Consider the following 13,839-nt stretch of genomic DNA (forward strand, 5'->3'; position numbering starts at 1 on the left):
TAGCTATGTACCTTAGTTAAATCAACTGAAACAACAACGTATCGATACAGCAAATGAACGTATCACAACATTCCCGACGCGCATGCCTTGTTAAATTAACAGTCGATGATTCGCAATGTTTAATGAGATACGGGAAAATAATATGAAAATTCTGATCGTTCTGACTTCACATGACCAACTCGGTGACACGGGTAAAAAAACCGGCTTCTGGCTGGAAGAACTGGCTGCACCTTATTATACGTTTATCGATGCCGGTGCAGAAGTCACATTGACCTCTCCTGCAGGTGGTCAGCCACCATTAGATCCAAAAAGTAATGAGCCGGATGCGCAAACTGAAACTACCAAACGCTTTGAAGCAGATGAAGTGGCCAAGCAGGCTCTTGCCAATACGCATAAACTGAGTGAAGTTCTCAATCAGGATTTTGATGCCGTGTTCTATCCGGGTGGTCATGGGCCATTATGGGATCTGGCCAAAGACCAGAATTCCATTTCTTTAATTGAGCAGACCTTGCAGGCAGATAAACCTGTTGCGCTGGTCTGTCATGCACCCGGTGTCCTGCGTGATGTGAAAGATGCCGAAGGCCGTTCGATTGTAGAAGGCAAGACAGTCACCGGTTTTACTAATACCGAAGAAGACGGCGTAGGTCTAACCGATATTGTGCCATTTTTAGTGGAAGACATGCTGAAAGAAAAAGGTGGGAAATATTCCAAAGCTGAGGACTGGCAGGTGCATGTACAGAAAGATGGTTTACTGATTACCGGGCAGAATCCGGCCTCTTCTGCCGCGACTGCTGAAGCACTATTAAAATCACTCAATAAAGTAGGGAGTAAAGTGTAGAAAGAGCTCTTAACTCAGTAGGTTCTTTTAATTGGGATTCAATAGCTTAATTTAATTTCAATTAGTCTGATTAAGATACTAATATCCGCAAATAAACCCTTAGATTAAATGATTTAATTTAGGGGTTTATGACTTTCATTGCACATACATGAAGAAGTTAAACTCTTCCTAATTTGTGCGAACTTAAGTTGCCACTTGGGTATGAGCTTTGCCTGATTCAGTATGCGCATAAATCGGCAAATTTTATCTACGGTAAGCATCCATTACATTTAATAACTGATATTTATGAATTGAATCTTGAGTGCTGGCAAATATAGCTTAGGCTACATCTCAAATAAGTGTACTTCTATTCATAATATTTGATTCCTCAACGTTTAAATGAGTTTTATCCTCAGTTATGTTTTTGTTTCTGATATATACAAATAGTTTTTTGCAGCACATATTCATTTTATCTATATTAAATAAAAAGCTCATCTTTCGATAAGCTCTTCTATTTAACAAATATTATAAGTGATCTGAATCACTACTCTATTTTGCGAAATCTTTTAATAATGCTTTTCTAACAATTTCATCAAAGTCAGCTTTGGAATACGCAGGTTTGTTCTTTATAACTTTTAGACAATAATTTTTAAATAGGCTTATACCAAGCAAATTCCATAGTTTCATTGCTCACCTCAACTGTTTAATGCTTGAGTATAAAACTAGCATTAGAATTTGTATCCTTCTAATCTTGTTTTGATTATTTTTTGTACTATATGTAAATAAAAGCATTCGAATATAAGTTAAACGGTAAATAAAAATTTCATTACTTAGCGGGCTTTAGATCAAGTTCGTATTTTAACCAACGCTGCATGCGACATATTCCTTGCTAGAAGTTCAATATACCTACATTGCCTCCGATTTTACGGCTGTATACTATTTTTACTCAAGATTTAGGCATTGCTTGCTTTATGTCCGACTTTCAGCTTTCTTTAAGTGAATACTTGTCAATGGTTCAGGAGGTTATCAAAATAACCTTCGATGAGTCGGTATGGGTCAAAGCTGAGATCCGTAATCTGAGTATTAAAGGCGGCCACTATTATTTAGAGCTGGCAGAAAAAGAAGAAAATACAGATAAAGTTATTGCCAGTTGTAAAGCGACAATCTGGAAGTTTTCAGCAGCCAAAATGGTTTTAAAATTCGAACGTGAAAGTGGTATTGAGCTATCTAAGGATCTAAATGTCCTGATTAAAGTTAAAGCTACATTTAATCCACAGTATGGTTTTTCCCTCAATATAGAAGATATTAATTCAAGTTATACCCTGGGTGATATTGCACAGCGCTATCAGCAAATATTAGAACGCTTAACCAAAGAAGGTTTAGCCGATAAAAATAAACTCCTCCCCACTCCGTTAGATATTCAAAACGTTTTGGTGATTGCTCCGGAAAATGCGGCGGGTTTAGGTGACTTCAAGAAAGATGCTGATACTTTAAATAAAGCCGGTGTTTGTCATTTCGTTTATCACACTGCCACCTTTCAGGGAAATACCGCTGCAGTTTCAATTATCAATTCATTGGGCGATGGTTTACGTCAGTGGGCTAAAGACTTTAAAGCCGCACCAGATCTAATTGTAATTATCCGGGGCGGCGGTGCTGTAAATGATCTGGCTTATTTAAATGACTATGATTTAGCGGCCCTGCTCTGCAAACGTACAGTTCCGGTCTGGGTCGGTATTGGCCATGAAAAGGACCGCACCATTTTGGATGAAATCGCTCACCGGTCATTTGACACCCCAAGTAAAGTGATTGGCGGTATTCGCAATGTGATTGTGGAACGGACTCAGAAAGTACTGGAATCACTACAGACGATCAAGCTTTTATCTCAGCATCAAATCACGGCATATCAAAGCCAAAATGATCAATACATCAGAGTAATTAAAACGCTTGCTCATGGCCAAATCAATGAAGCCAGTAAAACCCTGGATTTAATAAAAGACACCTTACAGTACTTAGCGCAGCAGCAAATTAAACTGGCTTCCAAGCAGGTTGAATCATTAATGCGTGAAGTCCTATTACAGAATCCGCGGCATGTTATGGCCAAAGGTTTCGGTATCGTCCGCAGCCAAGGCAAAGCTATTCATTCTATTCAACAGATTTCGGATGACAGTCTTCAGGTAGAATTACAGGATGGCACCATTGAAGCCCACGTGACAAAGGTAATAAGCAATGACTAAAAAAGAATTAACGTTTAAAGAAGGTTATGAAATTCTTCAGAAGAATGCTGAGCTGCTGCAATCACAAGAAGAGCCTGATATTGATAACTTGATGAAAATCGTTGAAGAGTCGATGTCTGCTTACAAAGCCTGTAAATCACGTGTTGATGCAGTGCAGCAGGCTTTGAATGAGACTTTTAAGGAGTAGGTTTAAGCTAAAGACCTGAATAAAACTAACCATGTGATTTCTTGGGATGACTTGTTTAAAAGCTTAGCTAGAAACACTGATGAAAAAAGTACTCCAAACTAAAATTGGAATGGATGGTAACTGAGAAGGTCAACCCTAGCTAATTTTAAGGGCGCAAAAATTAAATACCTCGTGAATGGGATTTCTTCACATGTCTCTATATTTTCTGTTTTTATAAGAATGGCGATCTTTGGCATGATCTCTATTCTGGTAGCTGTGGAGTGCAACTATGTGAAATGATTTTCTTGCATCTAATAGTTAAGGACACATCCTCGCAATGAGGCGTTTTTATTGCCTGTGCTTTTTACACTGCTAATTTTTTTATTGCTTACATAGTACTTATATAGGATTCAGAATTAAAAAAGCACCTAAGAGAATCGCTCTTAAGTGCTTGTTATATATGGTGGGCCCAGACAGACTTGAACTGTCGACCAACGGATTATGAGTCCGTTAACATAAAGGTTAAAAATCAAAAAGATACAACTATTAATTCAATAATATCATACAGTTATTTATTTTAAAAAGTTTACTATTCACTCTTTTTGTAGATTAATATATATTGATTTTGCTTACTACTTGCTTACCAGACGCTTACTAGAATGAAACTAACAAAACCCACAATTGATAAAATTGATTGCTCAGACCAAACTAAACCAACTTTCTTTTGGGATGAAAAAACACCTGGATTTGGTGTTAAAGTTACACCTAAAAATAATAAAAGCTACATTTTCCAAGGTCGTATTGTTCTTCAAAACCGTCGTATCAAAATTGGTGACGTTGATATATGGAAATTAGATGACGCTCGTAAGTATGCACAAGAATTAGCTATTATGTGTCACAAAGGGATTGACCCATTGATCGAGCGTAAGAAAGCTTTAGCTGATAATAAAGAAATGCTAAAACAAGAGAAACGCAAGACGATTAAATTTAAAGATGTATGGTTGGAATATTTAAAAGCAAGACAATCTGATTGGCGACCAAGAAGTTATCAGGACCATATCGAATTATCTCGAGGTGGTTACGATCCTGAAAAAAATAGTGTTTATACCAGTCAACCCATTTATCAACTGTTTGAGTACAAACTTTCTGAATTAACTGCAGATGTATTTTGCGATTGGCTTGATTACAATGACTTTCGTCCAACAACATCAGCTAAAGCATACCGACTTACACGAGCTTTCCTTAATTGGTGTGAGGAACATGATGATTACGAAAACTTAGTGCCTTCAAAATCATATAATACTAAAAAAGTTAAAGATAAAGTCCCTTCCCCCAAAGCCAAAAATGATTGTTTGATGAAACAGCATCTAAAACCATGGTTTGAAGAGGTAAATAAGTTAGCTAGTAGAAAAATAGCGATTTTTTTGATATGTAGTTTAATCACTGGTTGCAGAAAGAATGAGTTACTTTCATTAAAATGGACAGATGTCGATTTTCGTTGGAAAACAGCAAAAGTCAGAGATAAAATAGAAGATGAGGGTCGCCTAATCCCTCTGACTGCATATGTTGAAAGCCTGTTATTAGAACTAAAGAAAAATTCTGATTCTAAATTTATATTTAGCAGTAAGGGCGCTGCATGTGGGCATATTGTTAATCCCTATGATAGTTTAGAGAAAATATGTAAAAAACTAAATATTGAACTTACTCCCCATGGATTGAGAAGATCATATCGAACATTAGCTATTTGGGCTCATATCAATGAAGGATCTTTAGCACAAATTGCAGGTCATAAACCGAGTGCATTAGTTGAAAGGCACTATATAGTTAGACCCATGGATATGCTACGAGAAACGCTACAAGAATATGAGGATTGGATCTTAAGCTGTGTGGATGACGTCAATTGAACTCATATTCTAAACCATTGATTTTAAATATTAATTTACATAATATAGAATTTTATACCCAATTTTTACCCAAATTAGATTTAGTGTATTGAATCCTAAAATTAATTTTATTCAAAGTAGCTTTAGGATTTGAACTTACGTACTGAGATTAACGTATGTAAATTGAATATAAAATGAAAAATTATAGCATTACTTTTTTATATTTCTGTTTTTCAAGTATCATTTGAGAATACAGCTGTAGGCATAAAGGTATGTTTAAAAATATTGATGCTTAAAAAAATTAGATCAGTATCATCCTCCCCCCCTAAGATTGTCAAAAATCTACAAGAAACTCTTAGTGTTCGTTAGACATACCACTCAAATATAATCGAAAGTAATGCTCTTACAATACTGGAAACCAAAATCATTTTAGAAGGCATAACTGTTAGAGGAAATTCCGTGGGAACTTTAAAAAGTATTTATGTAAGACAACTATATTATAAAAATTAAAAAATCCATCACCTTGATCGACAAGATGATGGATTTGAAATCATTTTAATTTAACTCATATGCCCATTGAATCAGCAGTCTAAAAAAACCTGCAACAATGGCTAGACTGAGTACGCCACCCAGCCATAGCACAATAAACCACCCTGCTTGATTGAGCTTCATGATGATTCTCCTTAATGATAGCCATCATCGCCGACACGGACTTTATCGCGAAATACCCAATACGATAGTGCGGTATAGAACAAGATAATCGGGATCAATACCAATGCCCCAATCAAGGCAAATAGCTGACTACTTTGTGGTGCAGCAGCCTGCCAAATCGTGACAGACGGTGGAATAATATTTGGCCATAGACTGATGAGGAACCCTGTATAAGCCAACAGCACCAAGGCTAAAGTATAAATAAATGGTGCAAACTCCTGACGTCGTTTACAGGCACGTAATGCCAATACCGTAAACACCAACACTAAAATCGGCACAGGGCTAAAATAATACAGTTGAGGCAAGCTAAACCAACGACTAGCAATATCTGCATGTACCATTGGGGTATAAATACTGACCGCACCAAAGATCACTAATAAGGCAATAATCAGTTTTGACATGAGGCTAAACATATGCTCTTGTACCCGGGCATCGGTTTTAAAAATCAACCAACCACAGCCCAAAGTAGCATACAGCACCACCACCGCAATGCCGGTAAACATTGAAAATGGGGTCAACCAATCTAATCCGCTACCACTATAAATACCATTAGTGGTTTCAATGCCTTGAATATATGCCCCTAAAATCATGCCTTGGAAAAATGAAGCGAGGATGGAACCCCAAATAAAGGCCTGATCCCATAAGTGTTTAGTTCGATTGGCTTTAAAGCGAAACTCAAATGCCACACCACGGAAAATCAGTGAGATGACCATTAAGATAATCGGCATATACAGCGCAGAGAGCACAGTCGAATACACCAATGGAAATGCCGCAAATAAGCCTGCGCCACCTAACACCATCCACGTTTCATTACCGTCCCAAACCGGCGCGACGGTATTCATCATCACATCACGTTCTTGTCGGTCTTTGACCAAAGGAAATAAGATGCCAATCCCTAAATCAAAGCCATCTAGCACCACATAAATTAGCACCCCAACAGCAATGATCACCACCCAAATTAAGGATAAATCAATCATGGTTTTTCTCCTGTGGTGCTGCCTCTAAGGCTTCATCAATGGTACTCATTGGACGATTCGACGCACGAATCACTTCACCTTCCGTATGGGCTTGTGAATGTACAAACTGTGGTCCTTTGACCATCATTTTCAACATGTAATAAATCCCAATGCCAAATACGATGCAGTACACAACCACAAAGATAATTAAGGTTAAACCGACTTGTTCTGCCGATACCGGTGACAAGGCATCTTTGGTACGCAGTACCCCATACACGACCCAAGGTTGGCGTCCGACTTCTGTCGTAAACCAACCGGCAAGCAAAGCAATAAAACCTGATGGACCCATGCAGAGGGCAAATTTATGTAGCCATTTTGACTCATAAAATTTGCCTGTTTTACGTAACCAAGCACCGATGAAGGCAAGAAAAATCATCAATACGCCCATACCCACCATGATGCGGAAACTCCAAAACACCACCAATGAGTTAGGTCGATCTTCAGGGGCAAATTCTTTTAAGCCTTTCACCTCACCATCTAGCGTGTGCGTCATGATCAGGCTACCGAGATTCGGAATACCAATTGCATACTTGGTTTCTTCCGCTTCCATATCTGGAATACCGAATAAATATAACGGCATGCCATGATCTTTATTGGTTTCCCAGTGCCCTTCAATCGCAGCCAATTTAGCAGGTTGATGTTCTAAGGTATTTAGACCATGTAAGTCACCGACAAACATTTGCAGTGGCGCTAATGCCAAGATCATCCACATGGCCATGGAAAACGATTTTTTCACCAAGGCATCACGGCGACCTTTGAGTAAATGCCAAGCCGCAGTGGCAGCGACCAATAAGCCTGAGACCAAAAACGCTGCCAATGCCATATGCACTAAGCGATATGGAAAAGACGGGTTAAAGACAATCGCAAACCAGTCCTGTGGCACGATAATGCCATTTTCAAAGGTGAAGCCTTGTGGGGTTTGCATCCAACTGTTGGACGACAAAATCCAAAACATGGAAATGCAGGTGCCGATGGCCACCATGAGGGTAGCAAAAAAATGGGTTTTGGGTCCGACTCGCCCCCAACCAAACAACATGATGCCCAAAAAGCCAGCTTCTAAGAAGAATGCACTGAGCACTTCATAACTAAGTAAAGGCCCTGTCACACTCCCGGCAATACGGGAAAATTCACTCCAGTTGGTGCCAAATTGGTAGCTCATTACTACGCCAGAGACCACGCCCATCCCGAACGATAATGCAAAAATCTTGATCCAAAATTGGAATAGATCACGGTACACAGGGTCATTAGTTTTTAGCCATCGCCACTCTAGAACAGCAAGAAAGCTTGCAAGTCCAATGGAAATAGCAGGGAAAATAATATGAAAAGAAACAGTAAATGCGAATTGAATCCGCGCCAATTCGAGCGCTGTTAAACCTAAATCCATATAGTCACCTTATTGTGAAATTGTGTGGTGATTGCGGTTCAAACTTAAGTCTAGAACCGAAGACTTGTTTACACTCTCGCACGCCTGTTGAGCTCTGTCAGTAAACTGTATCTCTACGCTTTTTCGACAGACGAACGCATTCTGTCCGTGGTCAACAGACAACAAAAAAATTAAATTCATGTGATTACACTCTATAACGTTAATCTATGAAGTTCGATTAAAAACTTCCATACAAAACCAGTTCTAAAGTGTTAAAGGTGGGGCTCGCCCTTGGGGCAGTAGATAAAGCCTTTGCAGCGAAAAATAAACATGCCGAAAAGCGTCTTGATAAGACGTCAATCGAACCTGAATTCTATCGATAATTTCGTGCAGATTAAAATCAAAAGGAAGGACCACATCACCATAGACTTTACAGTACTGGCATTGGTGGTTTTGCCCATTATGATCATCGTGCTCATGATGATCGTGAGTCAGATGATGCACTAGTTCATGATAGGTCTGGTGAATGTGTTGGTGTTTTTCTGGGGACAATAAATTATGTGTAATAGACAGACACACCGGAGCAATTTGAAATTCTTCGGGTAATAGTGGTTGTAAATATACTACGATTTGCAAAAGTAAGGTCGCAATTGCAAGACACAGTCCACTCTGTCTGAGCAACATATTCTCTCAACGTATACCAACACAAGCAATATGCTTAGAAAAGCAATGCTGGCTTGAAATCCGAGGGCTCAAGTCAGCTTTATAGAACTAATATAGCTAAAAAAATACGATCTTTAAAGTGAATATTCACTTTAAAGATATAAATATGAATATTTAAGATAAAGATGTAATCTGCACATAAATAATTGTAGTTACAATTATTTATGCTTTAAAGAAATTCAATGGCAACTTCAGATAAGACACGCCATTTGCTTCAGGCTCAGGAAAATGCCCTGCAAGCATATTGATTTGAATCGAAGGCAAAATCAGTTTGGGCATACTCAAGGTAGCATCGCGCTGATTACGCATCTGAACAAATTCAGCCTTAGTGGTGCCTTCATGAATATGAATATTGTGCTGTTTTTGGGTTTGAATATCGGTTTGGCAGTGATATTCATCACGCGTCTTTGGCAAATAATCATGACACAAAAATACGCGAGTCGTTTCTGGCAATTGATACAGGGTTTGCACCGAATCAAACAAGGTGTCTGCACTACCCCGTGGGAAATCACAACGTGCGGTACCATAGTCCGGCATAAACAAAGTATCACCGACAAACACGGCGTCACCCACGACATAACTTAAACATGCCGGCGTATGCCCCGGTGTTGGGATGTTATATGCCTCGAGCTCACCAATATGAAAATATTCATGATCATCAAATAAATAATCGAATTGTTGCTGAGCATTAAACTGCTTGATGTCTAGGTTATAAATGGCACTAAAGGTCTCTTGTACCAATGCAATATGATGACTCATGGCAATTTTGCCACCCAATACCGACTTTAAATACTGCGCGGCGGTCAAATGATCGGCATGTACATGGGTTTCTAAAATCCATTCCACTTGCAAATCTTGTGCTTTAACATACGCAATGATTTGATCAGCATGGGTCGTTGAGGTGGTTGCAGAAGACGCATCATAGTCCAAGACACTGTCAATGATGGCACAGTGCTTGGTCGCTGGATCAGTCACCACATAACTAAAGGTATTAGTCGCTTGGTCAAAAAAATCCTGAACAATCGGACGTTGCATGGTTAAGCTCCTGACCATTTACGGTGAATCAATACACCTGCAAGCATGGCAACAATAAAATACAGCACTTGATAATGCCCTAAACCAATTAAAGTGAAACTTGGTGCTGGGCAAACACCAGCAATACCCCAGCCTGCACCAAACATTAACGCACCTGTAATCAGTTTTGCATCAATTTTATTGTTACGTGGTAAATCAATCGGTTGATTAAATACTGTGGTTGGCGCAATACTACGCACCGCTTTTTGGAATGGTATAAATGCCACTGTAATTGCGCCCATCATGACAAAAGCAAGGCTCGCGTCCCAGTTGCCGAATAGATCTAAAAAATCGATCACTTTTTGCGGATTAGACATGCCAGAGAACATCAAACCTACTGAAAAAAGCGAACCAAATACAAAAGCTAAAAAGTTTTTCATTTTAGAATGCTCCAATCAAGTGACGAACGACATATACAGCAATAAAGCCTGCAAACATAAAGGTCATAGTTGCAATGATGGAACGTTTAGATAATCGGCTGATCCCACAAATACCGTGACCGCTGGTACAACCAGAACCTAAGCGGGTACCAAAACCCACCAGTAAACCAGCAATAATCATCATTATTGGGCTAGCAGACACGATAATTTCTGGTTGTACAAAAAGACTATAAATAAATGGCATGATGATCAAGCCTGAAAGAAACCACACTGCAGGCGTTTTAAAAATCGTCTGTGGATTCAGTACCTGCGCAATCAAGCCACTGATGCCTGCAATACGCCCATGGACATACAAATAACCCACCACTGCTATACCCAACAAAGCACCACCAAGAAACGCTGTCACAAAATCATGCATAGTTAATGCGCCATAAAACAATATTTAAACTAATATAATATAATATTATATTATATATCAATCAAGTCATTTTATGTTATTATCTCGATATACTTTGCTCCTTTTGCTTTTTATGATTCAGGTTAGACGTTATGAACATCGCATTCGATAACTTAAAAATTGAATTTACGCAGGTTGATACCGTTTCCAATTGTTTGAAAGTGTTATCAAATCCTGACCGTTTAAAAATTTTATGTGTGTTGATCAGTGGCGAATTGAATGTTCAGCAAATTGAGGAATGTACCAATATTCATCAGCCGACTCTTTCACAACAATTGACCGTTTTACGGAACAATAAAATTGTCTCGACACGTCGCGAAGGCAAACAAATTTATTATCAATTAGCAGACCCTAAAGTGCTGGGCATTATGCAAACACTGTATCAATTGTACTGTCAGGAATAAACATTTTTGTGCATGCCCTCTTGTCTGGAAGCTCAGCCAAGTTTAGTAAATCCAAAATGAGATGATCAGTAAAAACCCGGTCAGCATGGTAAATAAATTCAGCCATACGGGATGTTGGGTCTGATAATCCTCAATAAATTCTTGTTCGGTTAATGAGCGCAACCCTCGACGATATTGCAAAATTGAGGCAAAGTTCACCAATAAACCAAACACAATCACGGCAATGCCCAGCCACTGTCCATAGATAATTTTGTGCTGATATTGCTCAGGGTGCAGTAGTTGTAGCAATACGTTTGATTTTTCAATCAAAAAACCAAAGGCTATCAGCGCTAAACCACTGCGATTCCATGCCAATGCCGTACGTTCCAAAGCAAACAATACCCGTGGATCTTGTAAATTTGACATTGTGCCCCCTGATGTTTAAGTAGTTGATGTTGAGCTTAGCATGATCTTAGACGGGCTATTGTGTTGGCTGGGTGAGCATTTATTTTACTTATTTTTCAAAGATTTCTTTGAGATCACTCGGCATCCCTTGTGCAGACTGGAAGTTACCCTTGCTATCACGCCAAGCAATGGATGGTGTTGAGAAGAAACCATATTTGCCCATTAAATTTTGGTTAAAATCAATTTTTTCTGCTATCTCTACAGGAATATTTTCTGCTGGTTTAAGGCGCTTTTTGCCACGATTGACATTGATATCATGAAATACCGCTGTTGGATTTTTTGACATGAGTAAAGTTGCCACCTGAGCACGGCTTTCTTCACGAATCACCCCCACTTGAACATGACGCAATTGAACCTTGCCTGACTCTACCCAAGGACGTGCTTCTTGCCAAAATTTATGGCAATACGGGCAATTGGGATCTGAGAATACATAGACAATACGTGGCGCATCGGTTTTGCCATCTTGAATCCAGGTTGAATCTTCTAATGTTTTCCATACATTAACTAAAATGGCTTTTTTCATATGCGTTTCAATTTGGCTGTTGGAAAGACTATTTCCTTGGGCATCAAACAACTCGCCTTTGATGTAATACTTGCCATCATTGGAAATAAAAATGGTATTGGAATATTGGTCTTCATGCCCCACCCAACCCGTTAAACCTTCAGGTGCAGGAATTGATTTGACAAATTGAAAGCCTTCTTTTTCGAGTTGTTTTTTAATGGCATTCGGATTGGCACTGACACCACATGCCACCGTCAACAGTGTTCCGATAAGTAAACTGGTTTTAAGTAAAGTATTCATGACGCATATCCTATGATCAATTTATGGATTCATTTTCTTTAAGTATTGTTGCAACATCGCTTGACTGAGTTCGCCTTGATGACGCGCAATCAACTGACCTTGTGCATTGAAAAATAAGGTAGTGGGTAAACCTAAACTGTTCACTGCTTGTGGCATTTCACCCTGCACATCTAGCAGAACGTGTTTAAAACTGAAGTGATGTTTTGTGAGATAAGCACGGACGGTATCGACCTCTTCCCCTTGATTGAGCATGACAAAATGCACCTCAGGATATTGATCCTGCGCACGCTGTAATACGGGCATTTCACGATGACACGGCGGGCACCAACTCGCCCATAAATTCACAACCGTGGGCTGACCTTGAAATTGTTTTAGCGCAATGATTTCTGACGGATCTTGATGGGCAAGCTTCAGACTTGGAAAACTCAAACTTGGATAATGGCTATCTTGATGCATGATTTTTTGTACTGTCCATCCTGCCCCCATAAGCATGACAAAGATCAGTAATAAAATGGCCTTGGCTTTTTTTGTCATGGCTGAGTTTTTCCACCAAAACCACGCACTTCCTGTCAGCACACCGCCTATTAGATGAAAACCTTTGTCTTGAATTTTCAGCATATCAATGGGCGATGCGAGATAAGACTCTATATTCAATCCAATAAAGATCAAGCGTGCACCGAGTAATCCGATCCAAACACTGCTCCAAATCGAATCTTGGAAACGCTGTTGGATTTCGGTTGACCACTGTGCTTGTTGCCCGATTTTTCGTCCAACCATGGCAGTGATCAGCAAAGCCAACACCAAACATAACAATGTCCATGGCAACATCAAGGGTCCAAGATGCAGTGCTTCATTCGAAATCATGGCGGTGTACCTCGGTTTAATCGGCTCAAGAGTTGCGCTGCACTAAAGGTACCCGTCAAACGTAGATTGCGCTGTTCTTGATGCTGTACATCTAAGAAAATCATGGTTGGAGGTCCTAAAATCTGCCAGTCTTTCAGCACAATATCTTGACTTGCTTCATATTCGGTTAAATCGAGTTTGATTCGAGCAACAGCCTCTAAAGCTGTTTGTACATCGGCACGAGGTAACACCTCTTTTTCAATCGGCTGACAAGCCACACACCAATCGGCATACACATCTATGAGCACTGCTTGTCCTTTGACTTTATTGAGTGCCTGTTCAAGCTCAGCTTGGGTACGTACTTTTTGCCATGCGACTAATGTTGTGGCTTGTGTCGTATTCAGTTGTGACCATGCTTGCGTGACATACCATCCACCCGATATTGCGGTCGCTAAGCTCATTGCAATGAACAGCAGTTGCGTCGGCATTTGTGAAATATGTGGACGTATCTTCCATAAAATG

16 protein-coding genes and 1 pseudogene are annotated in these 13,839 nt (G+C 39.5%); 6 read left to right on the plus strand and 11 right to left on the minus strand.

Going from position 1 to position 13,839, the window contains the following annotated elements; genetic code table 11:
- Positions 1-142: 142 nt before the first annotated feature.
- From B2Y23_RS01010 to B2Y23_RS01030, 5 genes and pseudogenes are all read left to right on the plus strand, one after another.
- Entirely contained in the window at positions 143-838 is a 696-nt protein-coding gene (locus B2Y23_RS01010; RefSeq protein WP_291355919.1) for a type 1 glutamine amidotransferase domain-containing protein, read from the plus strand.
- A 950-nt stretch (positions 839-1,788) separates the two neighbouring features.
- Positions 1,789-3,051, plus strand: a complete 1,263-nt coding sequence (gene xseA / locus B2Y23_RS01015) for an exodeoxyribonuclease VII large subunit (RefSeq protein ID WP_291368472.1) — start codon at positions 1,789-1,791, stop codon at positions 3,049-3,051.
- Positions 3,044-3,238: an exodeoxyribonuclease VII small subunit gene (gene xseB / locus B2Y23_RS01020; RefSeq protein ID WP_291355922.1), complete on the plus strand. Its 195-nt coding sequence runs from the start codon at positions 3,044-3,046 to the stop codon at positions 3,236-3,238. The genes xseA and xseB overlap by 8 nt, the downstream gene beginning before the upstream one ends.
- Positions 3,239-3,876: 638 nt before the next feature.
- Positions 3,877-5,121 carry a tyrosine-type recombinase/integrase gene (locus B2Y23_RS01025; RefSeq protein WP_291368474.1) on the plus strand — a complete coding sequence of 415 codons (1,245 nt, stop codon included), beginning with the start codon at positions 3,877-3,879 and terminating at the stop codon, positions 5,119-5,121.
- 274 nt (positions 5,122-5,395) lie between these two features.
- Positions 5,396-5,562, plus strand: a pseudogene (locus B2Y23_RS01030) (Fic family protein); the annotation flags it as partial.
- Positions 5,563-5,655: 93 nt separating this feature from the next.
- On the opposite strand, the gene B2Y23_RS01035 reads toward B2Y23_RS01030, so the two are convergent.
- The 7 genes from B2Y23_RS01035 to B2Y23_RS01065 all read right to left on the minus strand — a co-directional run bounded on the left by B2Y23_RS01035 (position 5,656) and on the right by B2Y23_RS01065 (position 10,785).
- A complete protein-coding gene (locus tag B2Y23_RS01035) occupies positions 5,656-5,772 on the minus strand; it encodes a DUF2474 family protein (RefSeq protein ID WP_081403287.1) in 117 nt (38 codons plus the stop codon).
- A gap of 11 nt (positions 5,773-5,783) precedes the next feature.
- Positions 5,784-6,788, minus strand: coding sequence for a cytochrome d ubiquinol oxidase subunit II (cydB, locus tag B2Y23_RS01040; protein WP_291368477.1), 1,005 nt, complete (start codon positions 6,786-6,788; stop codon positions 5,784-5,786).
- Positions 6,781-8,211: a cytochrome ubiquinol oxidase subunit I gene (locus B2Y23_RS01045; RefSeq protein ID WP_291368479.1), complete on the minus strand. Its 1,431-nt coding sequence runs from the start codon at positions 8,209-8,211 to the stop codon at positions 6,781-6,783. The genes cydB and B2Y23_RS01045 overlap by 8 nt, the downstream gene beginning before the upstream one ends.
- A gap of 243 nt (positions 8,212-8,454) precedes the next feature.
- Positions 8,455-8,874 (minus strand): DUF2946 domain-containing protein, encoded by a 420-nt coding sequence (locus tag B2Y23_RS01050; RefSeq protein ID WP_409515229.1) that lies wholly within the window; start codon positions 8,872-8,874, stop codon positions 8,455-8,457.
- A gap of 201 nt (positions 8,875-9,075) precedes the next feature.
- Complete coding sequence (locus B2Y23_RS01055; RefSeq protein ID WP_291368481.1) at positions 9,076-9,948, minus strand: MBL fold metallo-hydrolase; 873 nt, start codon at positions 9,946-9,948, stop codon at positions 9,076-9,078.
- Between the two features lie 2 nt (positions 9,949-9,950).
- Positions 9,951-10,367 (minus strand): DUF6691 family protein, encoded by a 417-nt coding sequence (locus B2Y23_RS01060; RefSeq protein ID WP_291368483.1) that lies wholly within the window; start codon positions 10,365-10,367, stop codon positions 9,951-9,953.
- Position 10,368: 1 nt separating this feature from the next.
- Positions 10,369-10,785 carry a YeeE/YedE family protein gene (locus tag B2Y23_RS01065; protein ID WP_291368485.1) on the minus strand — a complete coding sequence of 139 codons (417 nt, stop codon included), beginning with the start codon at positions 10,783-10,785 and terminating at the stop codon, positions 10,369-10,371.
- A 131-nt stretch (positions 10,786-10,916) separates the two neighbouring features.
- On the opposite strand from B2Y23_RS01065, the gene B2Y23_RS01070 reads away from it, so the two are divergent.
- The gene (locus tag B2Y23_RS01070) at positions 10,917-11,228 is read left to right on the plus strand and encodes an ArsR/SmtB family transcription factor (RefSeq protein WP_291368487.1); all 312 of its coding nucleotides are present in this window, start codon (positions 10,917-10,919) and stop codon (positions 11,226-11,228) included.
- A 42-nt stretch (positions 11,229-11,270) separates the two neighbouring features.
- Here the strand turns inward: B2Y23_RS01070 and B2Y23_RS01075 are convergent, their stop codons facing one another.
- The 4 genes from B2Y23_RS01075 to B2Y23_RS01090 form a co-directional block, all read right to left on the minus strand.
- Positions 11,271-11,633 carry a YidH family protein gene (locus tag B2Y23_RS01075; protein ID WP_291368489.1) on the minus strand — a complete coding sequence of 121 codons (363 nt, stop codon included), beginning with the start codon at positions 11,631-11,633 and terminating at the stop codon, positions 11,271-11,273.
- Between the two features lie 88 nt (positions 11,634-11,721).
- Positions 11,722-12,474 carry a thiol:disulfide interchange protein DsbG gene (gene dsbG, locus B2Y23_RS01080; RefSeq protein WP_291368491.1) on the minus strand — a complete coding sequence of 251 codons (753 nt, stop codon included), beginning with the start codon at positions 12,472-12,474 and terminating at the stop codon, positions 11,722-11,724.
- Positions 12,475-12,495: 21 nt separating this feature from the next.
- Complete coding sequence (locus B2Y23_RS01085; RefSeq protein ID WP_291368493.1) at positions 12,496-13,338, minus strand: TlpA disulfide reductase family protein; 843 nt, start codon at positions 13,336-13,338, stop codon at positions 12,496-12,498.
- Positions 13,335-13,839, minus strand: a 505-nt coding sequence (locus tag B2Y23_RS01090; protein WP_291368495.1) for a thioredoxin domain-containing protein, incomplete at its 5' end; no start/stop codon positions are given. The genes B2Y23_RS01085 and B2Y23_RS01090, both read right to left, overlap by 4 nt.

Source organism: Acinetobacter sp. UBA5934 (genome assembly GCF_002430855.1).
GTDB lineage: Bacteria > Pseudomonadota > Gammaproteobacteria > Pseudomonadales > Moraxellaceae > Acinetobacter.

What these genes read in the sequence shown, in the direction of transcription:
- B2Y23_RS01010 (WP_291355919.1), top strand. Translation starts at nt 143, where the DNA reads ATGAAAATTCTGATCGTTCTGACTTCACATGACCAACTCGGTGACACG.
- xseA (WP_291368472.1), top strand. Translation starts at nt 1,789, where the DNA reads ATGTCCGACTTTCAGCTTTCTTTAAGTGAATACTTGTCAATGGTTCAG.
- xseB (WP_291355922.1), top strand. Translation starts at nt 3,044, where the DNA reads ATGACTAAAAAAGAATTAACGTTTAAAGAAGGTTATGAAATTCTTCAG.
- B2Y23_RS01025 (WP_291368474.1), top strand. Translation starts at nt 3,877, where the DNA reads ATGAAACTAACAAAACCCACAATTGATAAAATTGATTGCTCAGACCAA.
- B2Y23_RS01035 (WP_081403287.1), bottom strand. Translation starts at nt 5,772, where the DNA reads ATGAAGCTCAATCAAGCAGGGTGGTTTATTGTGCTATGGCTGGGTGGC.
- cydB (WP_291368477.1), bottom strand. Translation starts at nt 6,788, where the DNA reads ATGATTGATTTATCCTTAATTTGGGTGGTGATCATTGCTGTTGGGGTG.
- B2Y23_RS01045 (WP_291368479.1), bottom strand. Translation starts at nt 8,211, where the DNA reads ATGGATTTAGGTTTAACAGCGCTCGAATTGGCGCGGATTCAATTCGCA.
- B2Y23_RS01050 (WP_409515229.1), bottom strand. Translation starts at nt 8,874, where the DNA reads ATGTTGCTCAGACAGAGTGGACTGTGTCTTGCAATTGCGACCTTACTT.
- B2Y23_RS01055 (WP_291368481.1), bottom strand. Translation starts at nt 9,948, where the DNA reads ATGCAACGTCCGATTGTTCAGGATTTTTTTGACCAAGCGACTAATACC.
- B2Y23_RS01060 (WP_291368483.1), bottom strand. Translation starts at nt 10,367, where the DNA reads ATGAAAAACTTTTTAGCTTTTGTATTTGGTTCGCTTTTTTCAGTAGGT.
- B2Y23_RS01065 (WP_291368485.1), bottom strand. Translation starts at nt 10,785, where the DNA reads ATGCATGATTTTGTGACAGCGTTTCTTGGTGGTGCTTTGTTGGGTATA.
- B2Y23_RS01070 (WP_291368487.1), top strand. Translation starts at nt 10,917, where the DNA reads ATGAACATCGCATTCGATAACTTAAAAATTGAATTTACGCAGGTTGAT.
- B2Y23_RS01075 (WP_291368489.1), bottom strand. Translation starts at nt 11,633, where the DNA reads ATGTCAAATTTACAAGATCCACGGGTATTGTTTGCTTTGGAACGTACG.
- dsbG (WP_291368491.1), bottom strand. Translation starts at nt 12,474, where the DNA reads ATGAATACTTTACTTAAAACCAGTTTACTTATCGGAACACTGTTGACG.
- B2Y23_RS01085 (WP_291368493.1), bottom strand. Translation starts at nt 13,338, where the DNA reads ATGATTTCGAATGAAGCACTGCATCTTGGACCCTTGATGTTGCCATGG.